This is a genomic window from Psychrobacter sp. H29 (genome assembly GCF_059073055.1).
Genome location: NZ_JCACRY010000001.1, coordinates 2,968,016 through 2,989,066, shown reverse-complemented (window position 1 = coordinate 2,989,066; position 21,051 = coordinate 2,968,016). Strand labels below are relative to the sequence as shown.

At 44.4% G+C, this 21,051-nt stretch carries 19 protein-coding genes; 12 read left to right on the top strand and 7 right to left on the bottom strand.

Features of this window, described 5'->3' with window-relative positions:
* The first annotated feature begins 199 nt into the window (after positions 1 to 199).
* From AC5JP1_RS12240 to AC5JP1_RS12215, 6 genes are all read left to right on the top strand, one after another.
* Positions 200 to 922 carry a response regulator transcription factor gene (locus AC5JP1_RS12240; RefSeq protein WP_058025471.1) on the top strand — a complete coding sequence of 241 codons (723 nt, stop codon included), beginning with the start codon at positions 200 to 202 and terminating at the stop codon, positions 920 to 922.
* A gap of 81 nt (positions 923 to 1,003) precedes the next feature.
* Complete coding sequence (locus AC5JP1_RS12235; protein ID WP_493844301.1) at positions 1,004 to 3,157, top strand: ATP-binding protein; 2,154 nt, start codon at positions 1,004 to 1,006, stop codon at positions 3,155 to 3,157.
* Positions 3,158 to 3,411: 254 nt separating this feature from the next.
* Entirely contained in the window at positions 3,412 to 4,182 is a 771-nt protein-coding gene (locus AC5JP1_RS12230; protein WP_493844300.1) for a methionine ABC transporter ATP-binding protein, read from the top strand.
* Between the two features lie 19 nt (positions 4,183 to 4,201).
* A complete protein-coding gene (locus tag AC5JP1_RS12225) occupies positions 4,202 to 4,888 on the top strand; it encodes a methionine ABC transporter permease (protein ID WP_493844299.1) in 687 nt (228 codons plus the stop codon).
* A 167-nt stretch (positions 4,889 to 5,055) separates the two neighbouring features.
* Positions 5,056 to 6,021, top strand: a complete 966-nt coding sequence (locus AC5JP1_RS12220; protein WP_493844298.1) for a MetQ/NlpA family ABC transporter substrate-binding protein — start codon at positions 5,056 to 5,058, stop codon at positions 6,019 to 6,021.
* Between the two features lie 423 nt (positions 6,022 to 6,444).
* Positions 6,445 to 7,293, top strand: a complete 849-nt coding sequence (locus AC5JP1_RS12215) for an aldo/keto reductase (RefSeq protein WP_493844297.1) — start codon at positions 6,445 to 6,447, stop codon at positions 7,291 to 7,293.
* Between the two features lie 120 nt (positions 7,294 to 7,413).
* Here the strand turns inward: AC5JP1_RS12215 and ccmE are convergent, their stop codons facing one another.
* From ccmE to ccmA, 5 genes are all read right to left on the bottom strand, one after another.
* The gene (gene ccmE, locus AC5JP1_RS12210; protein ID WP_319050920.1) at positions 7,414 to 7,914 is read right to left on the bottom strand and encodes a cytochrome c maturation protein CcmE; all 501 of its coding nucleotides are present in this window, start codon (positions 7,912 to 7,914) and stop codon (positions 7,414 to 7,416) included.
* 276 nt (positions 7,915 to 8,190) lie between these two features.
* Complete coding sequence (gene ccmD / locus AC5JP1_RS12205) at positions 8,191 to 8,412, bottom strand: heme exporter protein CcmD (RefSeq protein ID WP_319050921.1); 222 nt, start codon at positions 8,410 to 8,412, stop codon at positions 8,191 to 8,193.
* A gap of 16 nt (positions 8,413 to 8,428) precedes the next feature.
* Positions 8,429 to 9,217, bottom strand: coding sequence for a heme ABC transporter permease CcmC (ccmC, locus tag AC5JP1_RS12200; protein WP_319050922.1), 789 nt, complete (start codon positions 9,215 to 9,217; stop codon positions 8,429 to 8,431).
* A 205-nt stretch (positions 9,218 to 9,422) separates the two neighbouring features.
* Positions 9,423 to 10,169 (bottom strand): heme exporter protein CcmB, encoded by a 747-nt coding sequence (locus tag AC5JP1_RS12195; RefSeq protein ID WP_372863650.1) that lies wholly within the window; start codon positions 10,167 to 10,169, stop codon positions 9,423 to 9,425.
* 45 nt (positions 10,170 to 10,214) lie between these two features.
* Positions 10,215 to 10,844 carry a heme ABC exporter ATP-binding protein CcmA gene (gene ccmA, locus AC5JP1_RS12190; RefSeq protein ID WP_493844296.1) on the bottom strand — a complete coding sequence of 210 codons (630 nt, stop codon included), beginning with the start codon at positions 10,842 to 10,844 and terminating at the stop codon, positions 10,215 to 10,217.
* A gap of 161 nt (positions 10,845 to 11,005) precedes the next feature.
* Between ccmA and AC5JP1_RS12185 the strand changes: the two genes are divergently transcribed.
* From AC5JP1_RS12185 to AC5JP1_RS12170, 4 genes are all read left to right on the top strand, one after another.
* Positions 11,006 to 12,073 (top strand): hypothetical protein, encoded by a 1,068-nt coding sequence (locus tag AC5JP1_RS12185; RefSeq protein WP_493844295.1) that lies wholly within the window; start codon positions 11,006 to 11,008, stop codon positions 12,071 to 12,073.
* Positions 12,074 to 12,128: 55 nt separating this feature from the next.
* Positions 12,129 to 12,971 carry a type III secretion system chaperone family protein gene (locus AC5JP1_RS12180; RefSeq protein ID WP_493844294.1) on the top strand — a complete coding sequence of 281 codons (843 nt, stop codon included), beginning with the start codon at positions 12,129 to 12,131 and terminating at the stop codon, positions 12,969 to 12,971.
* Between the two features lie 146 nt (positions 12,972 to 13,117).
* Entirely contained in the window at positions 13,118 to 14,047 is a 930-nt protein-coding gene (locus tag AC5JP1_RS12175) for a histone deacetylase family protein (RefSeq protein ID WP_493844293.1), read from the top strand.
* 12 nt (positions 14,048 to 14,059) lie between these two features.
* Positions 14,060 to 14,266, top strand: a complete 207-nt coding sequence (locus AC5JP1_RS12170) for a DUF2905 domain-containing protein (RefSeq protein ID WP_493844292.1) — start codon at positions 14,060 to 14,062, stop codon at positions 14,264 to 14,266.
* Between the two features lie 165 nt (positions 14,267 to 14,431).
* Here AC5JP1_RS12170 and AC5JP1_RS12165 read toward each other — a convergent pair whose 3' ends face one another.
* The gene (locus AC5JP1_RS12165; protein ID WP_319050929.1) at positions 14,432 to 15,214 is read right to left on the bottom strand and encodes a sulfite exporter TauE/SafE family protein; all 783 of its coding nucleotides are present in this window, start codon (positions 15,212 to 15,214) and stop codon (positions 14,432 to 14,434) included.
* A gap of 57 nt (positions 15,215 to 15,271) precedes the next feature.
* Entirely contained in the window at positions 15,272 to 16,678 is a 1,407-nt protein-coding gene (gene coaBC / locus AC5JP1_RS12160; RefSeq protein WP_493844291.1) for a bifunctional phosphopantothenoylcysteine decarboxylase/phosphopantothenate--cysteine ligase CoaBC, read from the bottom strand.
* Positions 16,679 to 16,920: 242 nt separating this feature from the next.
* Here coaBC and radC point away from each other — a divergent pair, with 242 nt between their 5' ends.
* Positions 16,921 to 17,604: a RadC family protein gene (gene radC, locus AC5JP1_RS12155; protein ID WP_493844290.1), complete on the top strand. Its 684-nt coding sequence runs from the start codon at positions 16,921 to 16,923 to the stop codon at positions 17,602 to 17,604.
* Between the two features lie 360 nt (positions 17,605 to 17,964).
* Positions 17,965 to 20,895 carry an acyl-CoA dehydrogenase gene (locus AC5JP1_RS12150; protein WP_493844289.1) on the top strand — a complete coding sequence of 977 codons (2,931 nt, stop codon included), beginning with the start codon at positions 17,965 to 17,967 and terminating at the stop codon, positions 20,893 to 20,895.
* Positions 20,896 to 21,051: the final 156 nt, after the last annotated feature.

Sequence of the window (21,051 nt, the reverse complement as noted above, 5' to 3'; positions counted from 1 at the left end):
TTAGATAGCCTTTACATGATGGCTTAGTCTTTTAGACATTTGAAAACTTAGAGGCTCGCCTGTTTAATTATTTTGTCTGTTTAATTGTATTGATGATTTAACTGCTTTAGAACAAAAGTCATTAGAGCAATTATCATAATTAAGCAATTAGCGCATATTAGAGTTTTAGCAGATCATAACAACAACTAGAGGATATCCCATGAGCAAGCAGATTTTATTGATTGAAGACGATCCAGATTTAGCAGAGCTGATTAGTGACTATTTGACCATGAACTACTATGACGTACATCATGCTGGTCTTGGTCAAGAAGGTCTCGATCTATTAGATACCAAAGAGCGTGATATTGATTTGGTCGTACTGGACTTGATGCTGCCTGATATGGATGGTATGCAAGTGTGCCAAAAAATCCGTGGCAACAAAAACAATATGACCAACAAAGTACCTATCATCATGCTAACTGCGAAAGGTGATACCACTGACCGTGTACTAGGTCTGGAGATGGGTGCTGATGATTATATCGCCAAGCCTTTTGAGCCACGCGAGCTTCTCGCTCGTATTCGTGCTGTCATTCGTCGTCACGAACAGCCAAATCAGGCAGACAGCCAGTCAGATAGCCTAACTTTTGGTCGTTTAAGTGTGTTCCCTGATAGCCATGAAGTGACTATCGATGATGAGCCTGTACGTCTGACAACGCATCAGTTCCAACTGCTGCATTATTTTGCCACTCACTCTGGCAAGGTATTAAATCGCGAGCAGCTATGGCAGGCAATGCCAAATGATGACAGCTCAGACAATATCGACCGTGCTATTGACGTCCATATCTCGCGTCTGCGCGCTCTGATTGAAGACAATCCGCGTCAACCAAAACGCATCATCACGGTACGCGGCGTTGGCTATCAATTTGCTACTGATCAAGTTTGATCTAATACAGTGGATCAATCAGTAACTTGTTAAGCTCAGACGTACCAGTCCACATCAGCGTCCGATAGTAGAGATTGTTTAATGCAGCAATTGGGTTTTCGTTCCGTATTTGCCAAGTTATTTGCCAGCGTCATGCTGGCACTTACTTTGTTTGCCGTAGCGATGGTGTTGTTGACCCAATTGGTCCATGACAAAGATGCAGGCATACGGTCGGAGATATTAGCGACGCAGATCTTAGGACAAATCGATCCATTTTTACATGAATTAAATATCTCTATTAGTAAAGACAACCGTCTACAGTCGCGGTTCATGCTCGCTGTTGTCAAAAAAAGCTTTGATATTTTTGATGAGTCTCTTCAAGCAAAAATGGGCTTGTACGACAGTGAAGGTCGGATGCTCATGCAGACTGACAACAGTGACTTACCACTAGAATTACCGCCTACGCCTTCTTTGTTTTCACGTGTTTTTCCTTCGTTCGCAGATACTCCGCCTACCAAACAGGCGCAAGTATATAGTAGTACGGGCTATACGCTACTGTATGAATCACGTTTGCCACCCAAAAAACCTGTGTTGTCTGCTGCGCTAAATCTGTTTACTGGTACTCTATTACTGCTCATCATTATGGCAGGTGTTCTCTGGCTCATAGCCCGTACCATGACCTGGCGCATCGATCAGTTGAGCCAGCAGATGACTCAACTGGGTGATGGCGATTTTACGGTTCGCGTGAATGCTCGGGGTAATGATGAAATCGCTTCACTCGCACGAGGCTTCAACCAAGCAGCGCAAAAAATTGAGCATCTTGTCGATGCCAATAACTTATTACTGGCACATGCCTCCCATGAGTTACGTACACCCATCACGCGTATTCGCTTACAGATCGAAATGATGGACATGTTAGCTGGTGCGTTGCCAACTGATACCAAAGCCAAATTTGATAAGCGCGCTCATGCCATCACTCGAGACTTATCGGGGCTCAATGACTTGGTAGAGAGTATCTTATTGGTCAGTCGTCTAGATGCGGGCCATGCCTTGCAACAGATTGAAGATTTAGACTTATATGACCTTATCAATCAAGAGCGTCAACACTATCCTGAAGCGACCTTGATTGGTGAGCACATTATGATTGATGGTCAATCATCAATGTTGACTCACCTCATCCGTAATCTATTGACCAATGCTATGCTGCATGGCAAGCCGCCTGTCACTGTGCTTCTTTATGGGGTTCAAACTATCGAAGACGCTGGAGTAGTCCCTGATTATCTGTTGCAAACGGTACTCGCCAACAGTTTCACTGATTATAATAGCTTGGAATTTGATTCTTATGACAATCAGACTGATGTCACTGCGAACCATCAAAATAATCCAAGTGAACATGATGGCTATGATAATTATGAGCGAAACGATACTGATAAACCTGAATCAGTCGACCTCATAGATAAGTTACCAGCACCGCCGATATATATGAACGGTGAAAACGTGCTCGTTAGTGAAGACATAGATACTCATATAGATACCAATACAACGACTAGCGATAGTACAGATACTACTCTGACAGAAGATAATACTGATACTAGTAGAGGCTCAGCAAACCATTTAGGTATGCCAAAATCGGTTAATGACTCGTCATTACTTGCGAACTACCATAGCTTCACCAATGAGTTGACTGATAGAGTCAAAAAAGTAATGTGGAAAGCTGTTCCTGACTCTGACTCCGAAGCAACTACTAAAAATACTGACCACCCTATTCCTAATGGTACACTCCAGCCTACAGATAACAAAACATTCATTAGCAAAGACTCTCTCGAGAGTCACCGTCAGCAGAACACTGAAAATATGCTCAATGAAACAGCTAACACTAAAAATGCCAGTAAAGACAGCGCTAAAACTAATACTAAAAACAGCAATGGCATATCAGCGCCGCCGCGCAAAGAAGGACTTTTTGCCAAGCATATGAAAAAGGCAAAAGCGGAACCTGTACGCCCGCTACCTAAATATGCAGTACTGGCAGTGATTGATGAAGGGACAGGTATCCCTGAAGAGAAACGCGAGGAAGTGTTTAGCCCATTCGTACGCTTACAGCAGAAGAACAAAGGTTCTGGCTTAGGTTTATCGCTGGTTTCACAAATTGTCACCGCACATCAAGGTCGCATCACTACCGATACGCTAAATGGTCATACTCGGTTCTTGGTTGCTATACCTGTCAAGCACGATCCTCATTATCATCAGCATGATTGATCACTTATATTAAGAGTATAACGATTTTCATTGTATTACTGCCCCTTCTACCTTCCAAACGCCCTATCCTTAATAGCTATTCATCATAAGCTGGACACGGATGTGCATATCCAAAGTGCCAGATAATATGCTATATTACCGCCCCTTATTATACGGTTATTGGCCGTCGTTGTTTTAGTTAGGCTCCTCGCATAGCGATAGAGCCATAACGACGCATAATAATCACAAAAAATTTATTAAATTTTGAGCCCTCCATGAACGACATGATTGTCTTAAACGATGTGACCAAAAGTTTTTTAAGCGACCGCTCAATCAAAGACAAAGACGGCAAACCGCATTGGTTTACTGCTGTTGAGCCGACGTCTCTAAAGATCAAGCAAGGCGAAATTTTTGGTCTAATGGGTTATTCAGGTGCAGGCAAATCGACCTTATTGCGTCTCATCAATATGCTTGAACGTCCAGACTCAGGTCAAGTCATGATAGATGGTACTGACTTGACCACGTTATCTGCTAGTGAACTGCGTATTGCCCGTCATAATATTGGTATGATTTTTCAGCAGTTCAATTTGATGTCTAATCATACTGTCTTTGACAATGTCGCATTTAATTTGAGAGTGTCAGGCTATCCTAGTCGTGATATTCATAAGCGCGTCATGGACTGTCTTGAAATCGTAGATTTGACTGATCGAGCAGGTCATTACCCTGCTCAACTATCAGGTGGACAAAAACAACGTGTCGGTATTGCCCGTGCAATTGCCCCGAGCCCAAAAGTACTATTGGCCGATGAGCCAACCAGTGCACTAGATCCTGCAACGACTCGCAGTCTACTCACCTGTTTGCGCGATATCAATGAGCAACTTGGCGTGACTATCGTTATCGTAACTCATGAGATGAGTGTGATACGCCGGCTTTGCGATCGTGCCGCATTATTGCATCAAGGTCAGTTGTTAGAAGTAGCCGATGTACAAGATGGTCTGATTCAGGCAACCACCCCAATTGGCAAAGGTTTAGTCATTGAGGACTAATGAGGCAGGAGAAATAGATATGTTAACTGGTACTGAATTATCCGCCTCTATAGACAAGCTGCTTGTTCTACGTAAAGAGATTATGAACGCGTTCGTTGATACCTTTATCATGCTTGGTATCTCGACCACGGTAGCCATCATCATCGGTGGACTGTTTGGCGTATTCTTGTTTTTGTCTAGTGATCGACAGTTTTTGCAAAACAAGACACTGTACGGTGTACTTGGTGGTATCACCAACTTTATGCGTGCCTTCCCATTTGTAATTTTGATGATTGCGATGAGTCCGTTTACCAAGGCTATTGTTGGCACAGGTATTGGTCCTATTGCGGCATCATTGGTACTGGCAATTGCAGGATCGTTTTATTTTGCGCGCTTGGTCGAGCAAAACCTACGTGAAGTGCCGCGCGGTATCATTGAAGCCACTGAGTCGATGGGCGCCAGGCCTTTTACTATTATCAAAGTATTGCTCAATGAAGCACGCTCAGGCTTAGTACTGTCAGTGACTATTCTTTGTATCAGCTTGCTGTCTTATTCGGCGGCGGCAGGTATGATCGGCGGCGGTGGTTTGGGTGACTTGGCCATTCGTTATGGCTATTATCGCTATCAAACCGAAGTCATGATTTTTATTGTGATTGTACTATCGATCATGGTCATATCAATTCAAGCCTCTGGTAACTGGCTTGCCAATCGTTTGGACAAACGTTAAACCGCTTTAGAGAATACTTGACATTACGAGCGACTAGGTTTATTTTTGGCAACACTCAATCCCATCTCAGCGCTCATAAAAAGCAGCATTACTATTTATAATGTTGCTTTTTTAATGTTTAGACAATAAACATTTTATTTAATCCCATTCATTATTAAGGACATATTATGAAATTAACAGATATCAGCCGTCAGTTGGCCAGCGCATTTGCCGCTCTTGGTGTATCAGGTTTGGTCTTGGTTGGTTGCAGCAATTCATCAGCGCCAGAAGCGACCAAAGAACCAGTCACCGAAGGATCAACTGCTGAAACTGCCGCTAGCGATATCGATCCTGAACATACCAAAATCGTTATCGGTACCACTGAAGGCGATTTTGCTGATATGGTTCGTAACCAAGTGAAAGGTACACTTGAAGCACAAGGTTATGAAGTTGAGCTAATTGCATTTACTGACTATGTGCGTCCTAACCTTGCATTGGCTGAAGGCGATTTGGATATCAACATCTTCCAGCACAAGCCGTACCTCGATACCTTCAAGACAGAGAACAATCTTGATCTCGTCGAAGTGTTCCAAGTACCAACTGCACCACTTGGCATCTACTCTGGTAAAAAAGACAGCCTTGATGCTGCATTTAAAGGCATGAGTGTTTCTGCGCCTAACGATCCAAGCAACTTTGCCCGTGCGTTGGTCATGATGGATGATCTTGGCTGGATTACACTCAAAGACGATATCGATCCGCTAACTGCATCAAAAGCAGATATCGCTGACAACAGCAAATACGATATTGAAATCGTTGAGCTAGAAGCAGCCCAGCTGCCACGTGCACGTGACGAAGTAGACTTTGCAGTAATCAACGGCAACTATGCTACTGACTCTGGTATCGAGCTGACTGAAGCATTGTTCCAAGAGCCAAGCTTTGCTTATGTCAACTGGTCAGCAATCAAATCTGCTGATACTGGTAAGAAATGGGTTGAGGATGTTACCAATGCTTATAACTCAGAAGCTTTTAAAAAGTACGCTCACGAAACGTTCCCTGGCTACAAGTACCCAAAAATATGGGGCACTGATCACAGCGCACATATGAGCACTGCCGAAACTGAAAGCGCTGACGCTCCAGAAGCAGCTGCTCAGTAAGACTTAGACTGCATATCCAAATCGTAAGTACTTAGGCTTTAAGTGCTTGGGTGCATTTATGATTATGAACGTCCCTCACTTGATAGTGATGGACGTTTTTTTATGTCAATAACTATTAAACTTTTTTATTATTGTATAGCTAGTATGGACCCATCTGATTGTTAAAAGTCACGTTACAGCCTGTTTGCCCTTTGTAGGGTTGCGTCACTCGACCTTCCACTTTGTGCTCGTTTTTCTTATAGTGGACGAGACTGATTAGTGAAGCATCGACAATTAAATATCGACTTTTTAGAAATGATGATCGAACAAACTTTTTATCGCTTTAACTAAGCCTATCAAATAATACCGATTGCCTTACTATCAGTAATTACATCGAAATTAATCAATAACAATAGAAACTACAAATAGAACAAGGATAATAATATGAGTGCTAAAAGCTATAATATTCGTACCGCTGGACAAGCAAACATTCCCGTTCTAGGATTGGGCACGTGGCAGTCAACAGGACAAGACTGTATCGATGTGGTCAAAAAAGGCCTACAGATGGGTTACGAGCATATCGATACCGCCCAAGCTTACGACAATGAAAAAGAAGTAGGTGAAGGTATCAAACAATCAGGGGTGGCTCGCGATAAATTCTTTTTGACTACCAAGATTTTTCCTGACGATATGAAGTTTGAGCCAGAGAAGCTAAAGGCTGCTGCGCAAAAATCATTAGAAAATCTGGGCGTAGACTATGTCGATCTATTGCTACTACACTGGCCTGACGACCGCGTACCATTGTCTGAAACTATTCCTGCGTTGTGCGAGTTACAAAAGCAGGGTTTGACACGTCACATCGGTGTCTCAAACTTTAATATTGCCAATATTATTGAAGCCAAAAAACATGCTGATGTGCCTATCGTAGTGAACCAAGTAGAGTTTCATCCGTTCATTAAGCAAGACATACTACAAACCTTTTTGAATAATCACCATATCTTGCTAGAAGCCTACTCACCATTAGCGCGTGGTGATGTGTTTGACAACGATATTATCAAAGAGATTGCTGACAACCACGATGTAACACCAGCGCAAATATCGTTGGCATGGATACTATCAGACAAGCACCGCGTTGCTATCCCAAAAACCTCGAATCCTGATCACTTGCAAGGCAATTTAGATGCTACCAAGGTAGAGCTGAGTGCAGACGAGCTAGAAAAAATTGGTAAGCTTGCAAGCTCTGATGGTCGTAAGATTGAGCATCCTGATTATACTCCTGTATGGGATGACTAATATGGCGAGTACTTCGTTAATTGGTTGAATGTAAAACAAAAAAAGCCACCGATCATCGGTGGCTTTTTTTTTTACATATTGTATATTTTATATACTCTATAGCTTAAATGCATACAGCCACTACTGTTGTAGCGTGTCAGTCTCGTGAATTTTTACGGCAGGGTTATATTGCTCAGAGGAAGGCACTGCCCCGCTACGATTGTTTTCTTTCATAGACTTGGCAACTTCTGGTGGCATGTAATTTTCGTCATGCTTAGCCAATACTTCACCTGCCACAAAGGTTTCGCCTTGCATTTTGCCAGTGGCGACCACGCCTGAGTTTTCAGCAAACAAATCTGGCAAAATACCTTGATAAGTCACGGGTACTGTCGATTGAAAATCAGTGATCGCAAACTCGACATTTAGAGGATTATCCGCTGCGCGCTGCACACTACCTGCAACCACCATACCACCAGCACGAATACGTTTGTCTTGAGGCGCTTCACCTTGAGCAATGGCAGTCGCATCAAAGTAGTAGTCAGTTTGCTGCCCGATAGCATAAATAACCAACATAACAGCTACGGCCGCACCTGCCAGCGTAAACATAACCCACGTCAGTTTTTTCCTACGAACTGCATTCATACCACTACCCCATCAACGAGTCGCTGTTTTATAAACCATAATCCGTCTATCAAACAGAAAAATTTGAAGAAACTACCATTAGAAAAACGTTCTGAAAATGTCTTTCTAATCGTACTTATCTAATCGCTATATGGTAGCATTTTTCAGACAAATCAATAAGCCTCATCATTGCCTATAAAGTCATATTTTTGTCAGTTTAAGGATACGGTGCCTTACAGTAAAACCATGATATTAAAATAATTTTTTATTCAGAGCCCTTTTTATTAAGATCTCTTTTTATTCAAAATTTTTGGTAGCAGGTGTTTGTGTTTTGGTAGTGCGTTGTGCCTGGCGCGCTTGTTGGATAGTGAGCTGTTTGATGAGCGCTTGACGTTGTCTACGACTGTAGATGATAAAAGCCAATATTACACCGACGGTAATCGCCCAGCATGTCCATACAAAAACTCCATGCTTACCCATGGCAATGAACTCAGATATGCTATAAAAGTAGGGCTGCATAGTATATTCCTAACCGTTACTTGTGTTGACTACGAATGTATTCTTTGACCCATGCCTTGCCTTGATCACGGTTTAAAATCAGCGTATTGGTACGATAAATCGCTAATGTCGCAACCAGTAAATAGCTGCCGATAATCATTAGTAGTAGCGGCATCCACATATCTGCCGACATTTTGGGTGCTGCCGTCAAACTAAAGGTCGCCCCTTGATGCAAAGTGTTCCACCACTCCACTGAGTACTTGATAATAGGCAGGTTCACTGCGCCTACGATGGATAGTATTGCGGCTGCTTTACCACGATTGGCGGTATGTTCAAAAGCAGCAAATAGCGCCATGACGCCCGCGTATAAAAACGCTAATATGAGCATCGACGTAAGGCGTGCATCCCATACCCAATAGGTGCCCCATGTCGGCTTTGCCCAAATAGAACCTGTGAGTAAACTGATAACGCATAGCAAAAACCCCATCGGAGCAAGCGCCTGCGCGACTAAGCTGGCAGTCTTAATCTTCCATACCAAATAAATCACTCCCAGAACCGCAAGAGAAAAATAGATAGAAATAGCAAGACTGGCCGCTGGCACATGGATAAAGATAATGCGATAGCTATTACCCTGAAGATAATCAGGCGGCGCAAAAGCAAGGCCCCATACACTACCAATGAGCAAACAGATACTGGCTAATATCGCAAGCCACTTGACCCAAGGGCCAAAAATACGAAAAAACTGCTTGGTGCCTACAGTGGTCAAGAAACCCTGCCAAATGCGCTGCCACAAGCTAGGAGATGAGACGTTATTCAGGTTGGGCATGAGAATAAACCTATTACACAGCTTACTGGTTTTGACCGATATAGTGCAAAAAAGCACTCCTATTGGCTCACCTGCTGGCGTTAAACACTGGATAGAATCTACAAAGATCTGTGTACGTATTCAATAGACTATTATAGCAAAATTGCCCGTTTTCAACACGATGTTAATACGCTGGATTTGGACTACGGGGTTTTGGACATTCTAGTTAATTGAGCCATGACATTTTGAGGGTTGTTGCAATCACCCAAGGCATCACCAATACTGAGATAATGCTTCCTGCCAATAGTAGTGCTAATATGGGCAAACCGTTAAGTCCCGTGGCAAATAAGTCGACCGCGCCTGTCGCAAAAATCAATACGGGTAACTGCATAGGCAACGCAATCAAAGGCACCAGCACTGCACCATTCTTTAGTGATAGTGTCAGGCTACTGGCGACTGCTGATAGCATCAACAGCATCGGACTGCCTGTCACGATAGATGCCATCAACACCCATGCCTCAAACCAGCTCAGCTGAAACAAAGGCACCGCAAGCAAGCTCAGCATTGCCACAATACCACTACTAAATATCCAGTGAATGACCAGACGTATCAGCACCCATAACGGTAGTGACGCTTTGGCGACGACCAATTGCGCAAGCGTACCATTATCAAGCGCAGGCTTAAATAAACCATCAACACCCATGACCAGTGACAATAATGCCGCGATCCAGACTGCCGATACACCAAGGCGCTGTAACAGCGCAGGCTCACTACCCACCGCTAGCGGAAATAAAGTAATAATCACTAAAAACAAGACTAGCGGATACAACCATTGCACCGCTCCTTGCTGCTTAACTTGCCATTCGCGGCGCCACAGCTGACCAAACCCAATCCCACGCGGTGTGGTGACGATACTCACGGGTTTTTTGCTTGCCACTGCAGCTGAGTTTGCTTGCGTTGGACTGTCTGTCATTATTCGTCCTTTTACTTATACTGATAGTACTGCTAGCAGTCCCATTTAGACCATATAATCTGACAAATCGAGTACCTGATTGGCCACACCGACCGTCTGATGACTGGTCATGAGTATCGACCCGCCAGCCTGTGCAAAGTCACATAGCCGCGTCTCCATTCTCGCCACCATATCCACATCCAGCGCTGTAAAAGGCTCATCAAGCAGCCATAATGGCGTCACATCAGGGGTTAATAAATATAAGCGGGCAAGCGTGATACGCCGCGTTTGTCCCGCAGACAGATGACTTGAGCTGATCGTCTCAAACCCTTGTAGACCTACCCAAGTGAGCGCATCATCGATATCGGATGCGCTTGGGCCGATACCATACAAGTTCAGTAAGAACGTCAGATTTTGCGCGACGGTTAGATTAGGATGAATACCCAACTGATGCGAGACATAAAGAGGCTGGATAGGCAAGCTCGATTGATGCTGATAAGCAACTCCACCTACCAGAACTGGCAACAATCCTGCTAACTGCATGAGCAACGTCGTTTTTCCCGTACCATTTGCCCCAATAAGATGACAGATACTACCAGCAGATAAATGCAATGAGACCCCTTCACACAGCGGTATCTCACCGCGCTGAACCGTCAGCTCGTCAAGTGTAAGTAAAGGCGTATCCAAAACCGTCATCCAAACCTCTGGTTATTTATCAAGTGGCAGTCAACATTCCTCACAAATAAAGGTAATGTTCGTGGCATAATACCCTATGACCACCACAAACACACAGTATAACAAATTGTCGATTACTCTGACTTTAAAAAGTACAACCTCAAAAAATACGACCTCAAAATATGACTTTGAAACCTATGCAGACTTTACCAGATAGCCAAAACGACACGACTAATACCTCACCAACCAGCCATTTAACAGTAGATAGCTTGATTGATGCTCAGATTGATTTTATGCAGCAATGGCTGCATCAGCAGGCTGAACCTCTAGCGATGGAGGCGTGGCAATGGTTTGGAGCGCAGCCCTTGAGCAAATATATTAAACGCGAGCATTTACAACATGTGATGAAGGACTGGTTATTAAATCAGCCGATGACTGAGGTAATGCGCAAAGATATACGTGATATTTTGCACACCCTCATTTATCACCCAGTCAATGACAACGTGCCTTTGTCTGAATTGGTCGATGATGTACAAGTTGAAACCCTTGCTAATTACATCGGTAGCCATGAACAGCAGCGTAACGTATTGATTCATACGCTAGTCGGCAACGAAACCTTTGCAGACCTACTGACCCAAACGCTCTATCATGCTATCAATGACTTTATGGATACCACACTTGATAAAGCAGGCGGCGTCGGTAAATTAATGAAGCTTGGACGCAGCTCTTTTGAGAAGGCAACCAATAGAAACCTCGATGAAAAGCTGCAGACGTATTTGCATCGTAATATTAAAGATTTGACACGAAAAGCCGAAGTTAATGCACAAGAACACTTATCGAATAAAGAGGTGGCGCGTCTAATGGTCATGGGCTGGGATCGTATCAAAGATCAACCGATCAGCGAGCTGCAAACCTATCTAAGCGATGAGCCTGGCGATAGTAGTATTGATCATATCGAAGCCAGTATTCAGCAAAGCTACAACCGTCTCAGAGTATCACCGTATTTGCACAGCTTGGTGTCAGCAAGTATCGACACATGGTATGCCAACCATCAGTCTGACACGATGGCGACTATCGCTGCGGGTCTGCACATTGATGACGATGCGATGCGTCAATGTAGTGCTGCGCTACTGCCTATCGTCAACGATGCTATTGATACGCCTTGGTTTACCGCTCATCTACGTGACATGCTAGAAGCATTTTATGCGCAGCCTACTATTAAAGAAGGACTCGCGCTGAACCAAGATTAAGCTGTCGTTTTGCTTGTTTGCTATTTTAACTTCACTTACTTGTCAGCATACTATTATGAGTCAACGCAACAAACTCAGCCTGTGGCAAAAAATCAAACGGTTACTGACTGCATCCGCGCCGCAGTCGGTCATCGATGGTACAGGTGAGCAAGCAGCTTTATCACTCGCTGATAGTAACGCTGACCACCATGCTAACACTGCTAACGATAAAACTGATATATCCACTAATGTCATTGCCCGTAGTTCTGAGACTACTGATAATAACTCCTCTGCCGCTACCTCTGAACCAGATGCCAGCCAAGTCCGTGAGCAAATAAACTCCTCTCGTCTAAAGCCTGATCATTCAGTAGCAGAAACACAGCGCCCCAGTGACACGCCCATTGTCGACTGCTTAAAACAATATTTCAGCGATAAGCAATGGCACTATACACATTATCGACCCAAGACGAATGATAGCCAGCAATCACATCACTTATCCTTGAGAATGCGCCACAAACAGGTCAATTGTGGTTATCTGTTTCGTGTGCAAGAAAAAAATAAGCTGCTGGCCGTTTATGGTATCTTGCCATTTTTGATACCAGAGAGTCATCAAAACGCGGCACTACTACTCATCACCCAGATCAATTATGACATGCTGATCGGTAATTTAGAGATGGATATCAATGATGGGGAGATTCGCTACAAAAACGCTATCGACGTTGAAGCCGTCGGTATTGATAATGATATCATTGAGCATTTGCTGCAAAGCGTGGTCGCGATGACTACCGTTGCCAATGAGCTGTTTGATAACCTAATCAACAATCAAGATCCTGCTGAAGATATGCAAACGCTGCTTATCGAGCTACGCCAGCAGTCAGATGCACGTACATTCTTCTTGCCGACCCAGTTCGTTCAATAGCTCAGTTTATTCGACAAGCCAGTTTTTTCAGCAAACTGGTTGTTTATCAAGCGATAATTAACGATAGCTCGCCTCTGTCTTTATGCTTATCTATCTAAAATAATCACCCTATCTACAACAACCCTCAATATGAAGCTAGAATTTTTATGCTAAAAATTGCCTATTCTGACGTCTTTCGTTATTCTGTGCCCGAAAAACATCGCTTCCCCATGCAAAAGTACATCTTGATTCCTGAGCGCCTACTGGCAGAAGGAACTATCACCCAAGACAATTTCTTTGCCCCTGCCCGCTTAAGCGAAGCTGAGATTCTGACCACACATACTCCAGAATACTGGTATCAGCTCAAAACGCAAACCCTACCACGAAAGGCTGCGCGAGCTATTGGGTTTGAGATGACGCCGCAGCTGGTGGAGCGTGGCCGCTATATTGCTCATGCCACCTATGAGTGCGCACTCTATGCTCAGCAATATGGCGTATCCATGAATGTCGCAGGTGGTACTCATCATTCTTTTGCCGGTCATGGAGAAGGGTTTTGTGTCTTTAATGATGTCTGTATTGCCAGCAACTTATTATTAAATCGCGGACAGGCACAAAAGATTTTGATTGTAGATTTGGATGTTCATCAAGGCAATGGTAACGCCAGTATCATGACGGATGAGCCACGCGTCTTTGTCTTTAGTATGCACGGTGCCAAGAACTATCCATTTCGTAAGCAAGTGTCCGATCTAGATATCGAGCTGGACAACGATGCAGGTGATGAAGCGTATTTGCAGATATTAGAGGAGACGTTACCTCGTTTAATTGCTGAAGTTGCGCCAGATATGATTTTTTATCAGTCTGCCGTTGATGTGCTTGCAACAGATAAGCTTGGCAAACTTGGTTTGACACCAGCAGGTTGCAAAGCACGTGATGAATACGTCTTGCAACAAGCAAAAGCTGCCAGCATTCCTGTTGCTATCGTGATGGGCGGTGGCTATTCAGAAGATATCGAAGATGTGGTCGAAGCGCACTGTAATACTTTTCGTTTGGCACAGCAGATATATTTTAGTAAGACTGTTCAACTTACAAAGACATAAGGCAAAGTTTATATGGCGAAACTATTGATAGGCGTAGGTATTGTGTTGATTATTATCGGTATTATCTGGTTGCTGTTTCCAAGTGCTTTTTCTTGGATAGGTAATATGCCAGGCGATATCAAACATACTTCAGGCAATACGCGAGTGTATTTCCCAGTAGTGACTATGATAGTGATTAGTGTCGTCGCGACTATTCTCTTAAATATGTTTAACCGTTAAACCATATTGAGAGACTCGATTGTGCCGACTAAACCAACTCTTGCAATCTCAGTAGCCTTGGTAACTTCAGCGAGCTTTTGAGCTAGCCTTTGAGCTGACCATTGTTATGTTGAGCGTACCTCCTATATTGGCTCTGACTTAACATAGTGTATCAAGACAACGATACTACAATAGTGCTGTGATCCCCTGCCAGCCAACGCGTACGCCAAGCACGATTAAGATCAATAGGATAAGCTGACGAAAACGTGCTTGTGGCAAATAACGACGTAAACGAATACCAATCAAAAGCGTGGCTATAGACAATATACTCAAAAAAGCAATTAACTGCCACTCGCCGCTGCTAAGCGCCATGATAGGCTCGCGTAAGACGATAATTTGGGCGATTTTTCCTAAGAAGTAGCACATGTTGCCCACTTTGGCGATAGTGTTTTTATCATCACTTGCAGACAATAGATACATCATCAAGATGGTGGACATGGCATTGGTCGAACCGCCGATAACGCCTGCACTAAAGCCAACAGCAATCAGTACCGGCTTGGTATCTGGTAGACGGATTTGTTTTCCGAGTAGACTACTCACCACATAAAAGGCTATCACCGCCGCCAATAGCAATAAAATATAAGCGCTATTGATCCATAGCAACAGCTTAGCGCCCAAAATACTACCGAGTAAGCTGGTGAGCGCAAGCAGCCAATAGCGCCTGCCGTAATAGATAAAGTTTTGCCAAATAGTGCGCTCACCACCTGCCAACCATGTCATTGCATTTAGTAGTAAAGAGGGGAAAATAACCAAGACAATGGCGTGTGGCAACGGGTAAATACTGGCAAGCGCCGTGGTCGTCACCAAGGTCACACCCAGCCCACTAATACCATGTAACAGCGATGCCAGCGCAAAAATAATCGTTAGCACTAGCATCTGAGTGCTATCGTTACCAGCCATATCTATCATATCGGTCACACCATTTTAGGCTCTGCGCTCGTGTCTACTGGTTGTAAGCCTGTACCTTTAGCCGTTTTTGCGTTGACCGATTACTTCACCGATGATGCCAGCCAACTGCTCAGCGATTTTGTCTTTGCTGGTCTTTTCTAGTGCTATCGCATCACGTGCATAATACTCTGAGAAGAATACCTGCATTGCATTATCGTCGCTGGCAAAACCAATATCTGCGCGTGAGACATCATTACAAGCAATCATATCAAGATCTTTTGCGACCAATTTACCACGTGCATAATGCTCAACATCTTGCGTTTCTGCGGCAAAGCCAACGACAAACAGCTCTGGATGCGCAAGAGAAATGGTCGCTAAAATATCAGGGTTTTTAACCAGGCTGAGTGTCATCGCATCTTGCGTTTTTTTGATTTTTTGCGGTGCGGCTTCTTCAGTACGATAATCGGCAACTGCTGCAGTCGCGATAAAGACATCTGCTTTTGTGACTGGGTTGTGATCATGAGAATGTAGCGAGTCGTCATAGTCGTGATTATGATTGCCATCTTCACCGCAACCACAATCGCTATGATGATGTTCTTTGGAGTGAGTATGAGAATGATCGTGCGTATGCTCATGAGAATGGTCGTGTTCTTCTTCAAAAACCAGTTGAAGCTCACTGTGCGTACCCTCTACACACTGCTGTGCAGCAATCAGCATATCTTCGGCAGACAGCACATCGATACGTGTGACATTGAGCGGTGTTGGCAGAGCGACTTTGCCGCCTGCAATCAAGACGACATCTGCACCAGCTGCAACGCAGGCTCGCGCTAAAGCAAAGCCCATTTTTCCTGAAGAGTGGTTGGACAAGTAGCGTACAGGGTCAATTGCCTCTACCGTTGGACCTGCAGTAATAACGACCCTTTTACCTGCTAATAGCTGGGGTGTCGTTTGCATTGCATTAAATAGCAATACTTCGGCTAATAACTGCTCAGGCTCAGGCAATCGCCCTGCGCCTACATCACCGCACGCTTGCTCGCCGCTGGCTGGTTGGATAATTTGATAATTCATATCCCGTAGGGTTTCTACATTTAAGTTTACCGCTGGATGCGCCCACATCTGCTGATTCATCGCAGGAGCAACAATGACAGGTGCTGTAGTGGCAAGGCACACTGTGGTCAATAGATCATCTGCCATACCCATGGCCAGACGTGCGAGCGTATTGGCAGAGGCAGGTGCGATGACAACCAAATCAGCCCATTTAGCCAGCTCAATGTGACCCATGCCAGCCTCTGCTTGCTCATCAAGCAATGAGACATGCACTTCGTTACCTGTCAACGCTTGTAGGGTTAGCGGCGTGATAAAAGCTTGTGCGCCTGTCGTCATAATGACGCGCACATCAAAGCCTGATTTGATTAATAAACGGGCAAATATGGCAGATTTATAAGCGGCGATACCGCCAGTAATAGCAAGCACAATATTGGACATAAGCGTGGCATCAACAAAAAAGTAAAAAGATAAAATTGCGCTTATAGTAACAACTATGAGATAAATTGGGTAAGATTTTCCGTATTTACCTCGTTATAGTCCACACGCAATAAGACAATACAAGAAATTGAGTATCAGTGGCACATGAGTCTGGCTTGCTATATTGATGCCGCCACCGAGTTATTGACCGTGTTATTGTAAGTAGGCTACAAGCAGTATCAATCCATTTTCAAGGAGTGACAATGGCAATCAAAGACTGGCATGAAGACGACAGACCACGCGAAAAACTACTGAAATTTGGCGCAGCTCATTTATCCGATGCTGAGATATTGGCTATATTTTTGCGGACAGGGACTCAGTCTCTATCAGCGATTGAGCTGGCGCGTCAATTAATCGATCAATTTGGCAGCTTAGCTGAGCTATTGTCTGCGCCGCAACAGACCGTTCTCGCCTGTCACGGGATTGGGCCTGCGAAATACGCTCAGATACTGGCATCGCTTGAGATGGGCACACGCTATCTAGATAGCAAGCTCAAAACAGGTCAGGCGCTTGGACGCTCGCAGGTGGTCAAAGATTATATCAGTACCCAGTTGCGCGGCGAGCACCGTGAAGTGTTTGCCGTACTTTGTCTCGATAATGCATTGAACCTTTTGAACTTTGAGATACTGTTTACTGGCGGTATCTCATCTTGTTCTGTCTGTATCAAGCATGTATTGCGACATGCCCTGAGCCACGCTACCAGTCAGTTGATTATTGCTCATAACCACCCTCATACTGACGCAAAGCCATCAAATGCGGATAACATACTGACTTATGAGCTAAAAAAAGCGTGTGACTTATTAGACATCTCACTTGTCGATCATATTATTGTTGGTCGTAATGAAACCTTATCCTATGCCGAAAGCTGTCTTGTGCCTTTTGGCTAGTCTATAACGCTAGTTGCTTAGCAAGTCGCCATATTTTAGTCACTCTTAAGGCTTTACCCATCAGAGCCTAATAGCTATACACTGCTTGATACATATTGTCGACACAGCGTAGCATTTTGGGTCTTGATAGTCATCGACAACTGTTTCATATTAGTGGCCATTCTTGTTATTTATTTATCAATCACTTGCTAGACCGTTAATACTGGCATTTAAAAAATGTAGAACCGAGCATTTAGTAATTAGAAAATCATTCGATTTATTTATAAAACAGTAAGTGGTAAGACATAACAATAATTACAGTTACCTGTTTCACTCACATACTTTTCACGCTTTTTATCCAGCATTTCAAAGGAGATAGTCATGGCAATTGGCTTGTTCATTTTGGCAGTCATCATTCAATTAGCCGTGGTCTTGGCCATCTTTTTGTTGTCCTTATCACGGGTTACTGGCAGTATCGTCGCTCTAATAACGGTCATCGTTACGGCAGTTATTAGTCCTTGGTCGCTCATCTTGGGCATACCAATGGCGCTGCTGTGCTTGGTCTTACTCGTTGCACCACTGCGCCAATCCTTGATTACAAAGCCTGTCTATAAGGCACTCGGCGGTGCCATGCCAAGTATGAGTGATACCGAGCGTGAAGCGCTTGATGCGGGTACTAGCTGGTGGGAAAAAGAGCTGTTCATGGGGGCGCCAAACTGGGATACTTTTGCCAGCTACCCTTATCCGAAACTATCAGAAGAAGAGCAAAGCTTCATTGATAATGAAGTAGAGGCCTTGTGTACCATGCTCGATGAATGGCAAATTCAGCACAAAGACAAAGAGCTGTCACCTGAAGCATGGCAATTTATCAAAGACAACGGCTTTTTAGGTTTGATTATTCCAAAAGAGTTCGGTGGTCTAGAATTTAGCTCTTATGCACAAAGCCGTGTGATGAGTAAGATTGCGTCGCGCTCACCGACTGCTGCTGTGACCTGTATGGTTCCCAACTCGCTCGGCCCTGGTGAGCTACTAATGCACTATGGTACAGATGAGCAAAAACAGCGCTGGCTACCAGGTCTTGCCAAAGGCGATGAAGTGCCTTGCTTTGGTCTGACTGGTCCTGAGGCAGGATCTGATGCAGGTGCGATTCCTGATACTGGCGTGGTCTGCTATGGCATGCATGAAGGCGAGCAAGTACTCGGCCTACGTATGAACTTTTCTAAGCGCTGGATTACCTTGGCGCCTATCGCCACTGTAGTAGGTCTGGCATTCAAAATGCACGACCCAGAAGGACTGCTTGGTAATCCTGAAAAAACTGATTATGGTATTACCTGTGCGCTTGTTCCTGCTAGCCACGAAGGCGTCGTAACAGGCCCACGTCATAGTCCAATAGGCTCGCCATTTATGAATGGTACGGTCGATGGTAAAGATGTCTTTATCCCGTTAGATTACATCATCGGCGGTGTCGAAAACGCTGGTCGCGGCTGGCGTATGCTGATGGAATGTCTCGGCGTAGGCCGTGGTATTTCTTTACCAGCTCTATCGACATCAGCCAGTGAAATGACGTATTTGTCTGTCGGTGCCTTCGCAAAAGTTCGTGAACAGTTTAAGATATCCGTAGGTAAGTTCGAAGGTGTGCAAGATGCTACTAGCCGTATGGCAAGTAACACTTATATGTTAGAAGCGTTTCGTCATTTGGTGACTTGCGGGCTAAACCAAGGTGGTACGCCGTCAGTCATGACTGCTATGGCAAAATACTACGCGACTGAAACCATGCGCAGTGTGGTCAACGACGGTATGGATGTGGTCGGTGGTCGTGCTGTGCAAATGGGTCCACGTAACTTTTTGGCGACGCCTTATCAAGCGATCCCTGTATCTATCACCGTTGAGGGCGCCAATATCTTGACGCGCTCATTGATGATTTTTGGTCAAGGCGCGATGCGCTGTCATCCATATCTATTTGACGAGCTGCAACTGCTACAAAGCGAAGATAAAGCTTCGGCGACCCAAGAGTTCGATACTCTTTTCTTTAAGCATTTGGGCTATACATTCAATCGCGGTGCAAAAGCGTTTGTGGCAGGTTACGTTGGTGGTAGTAATGATGCACCAAGTTTTGCTGACGCTTTCACTCGTCCTTATTACAAGCATATCAACCGTTTAAGCGCGAGCTTTGCACTAACTGCGGATATGGCGTTAGGTTTGCTAGCAGGTGATCTAAAACGCAAAGAGATGCTGTCTGGTCGCTTAGCAGACATTCACAGTCACTTATTCATTGCGACTGCCATCTTGCAGTTTTATGAGTATGGTAGTAAATCAGAGTCTGAGCGCTTACATGCCGAAGTTGCGCTACAAAATAGCTTATATACGGCTCAAGAAGCCTTTGTCTCTTTCTTTGCCAACTTCCCGAACCGTATGGCAGCCAATGTGGTTAGCTTTGTGACCTTCCCTAGCGGGCGTATTTTTACGCCAGCGAGTGATGAGCTCAAGCGTCAATTGGGCGATACGTTCATGGATGATTTTGCGGCAAACCCATTTCGTGATTATCTGAAAACCATGGTCTATTACAATACCGATGTAGACGATGTGACTGGTCGTATGGAACATGCTTATCAGACGTTAGTTGAAATTGAACCGTTGTGGCAGAAGTTTAAAAAAGCAGAACATCAAGACAGCTTTGAAGGACTGACGTTTGAGGATCATGTGGTACATGCCAGCCAAAACGGTGGGATTACTGAAGAAGAAGCGGAAGTACTGATTCAATATAATGCCATGCGCTTTGACTCGTTATTGACCGATACATTTGACGAGCATCTATCAGAAGCGCTAGAGCGTGACAATCCACACGCTCTTGAAAACGCGGTTCATCAACTGACGGACTACGCTCAGTTAAAACAACAGGCTCAAAGCAAACGCGGTATGTCTGACGATATTGATACGGCAGCGGATACTGATGCTCCAGCTACCGATGCTCCGGCTACTGGTAAGCTAAATGATACTTCAAATACAGACACAAAAACGGGTGACGAAAACCCCAATCACGGTTACGAGAGTGATGGTGACGTAGAGATGGTAAGCGAACAGGATACTGCCGAAGAAGTAACCTCACAGACAGATTTTAAGAAATCAAAACCGCAAGCAGAAGCATTAGATCATCGTTACCGTGATGCTGAGTCACATCTCAGTGAGCGTATGAGTAACAATCACAGTCGCCACATTGATCCACCCGATGAGGCTCATGATAGTGCTGAAGCGAATACCCTCAAGCATTCGGAGCAGCCAGTGCATGTACCACACGAGGATGATAAAGTATAAATAAGCATTTATTGTAGATAGCGCCACTATTACGCTTAGTACTTATAGTGCTATCTACCCTCAAAGAGCCAGACTGTCCCTATGCGACCGCTTGGCTTTTTTTATTGCTAAAATTTAGGAGCATTTAAAGTTGATATTGAGTCTGTTGTATTAGGT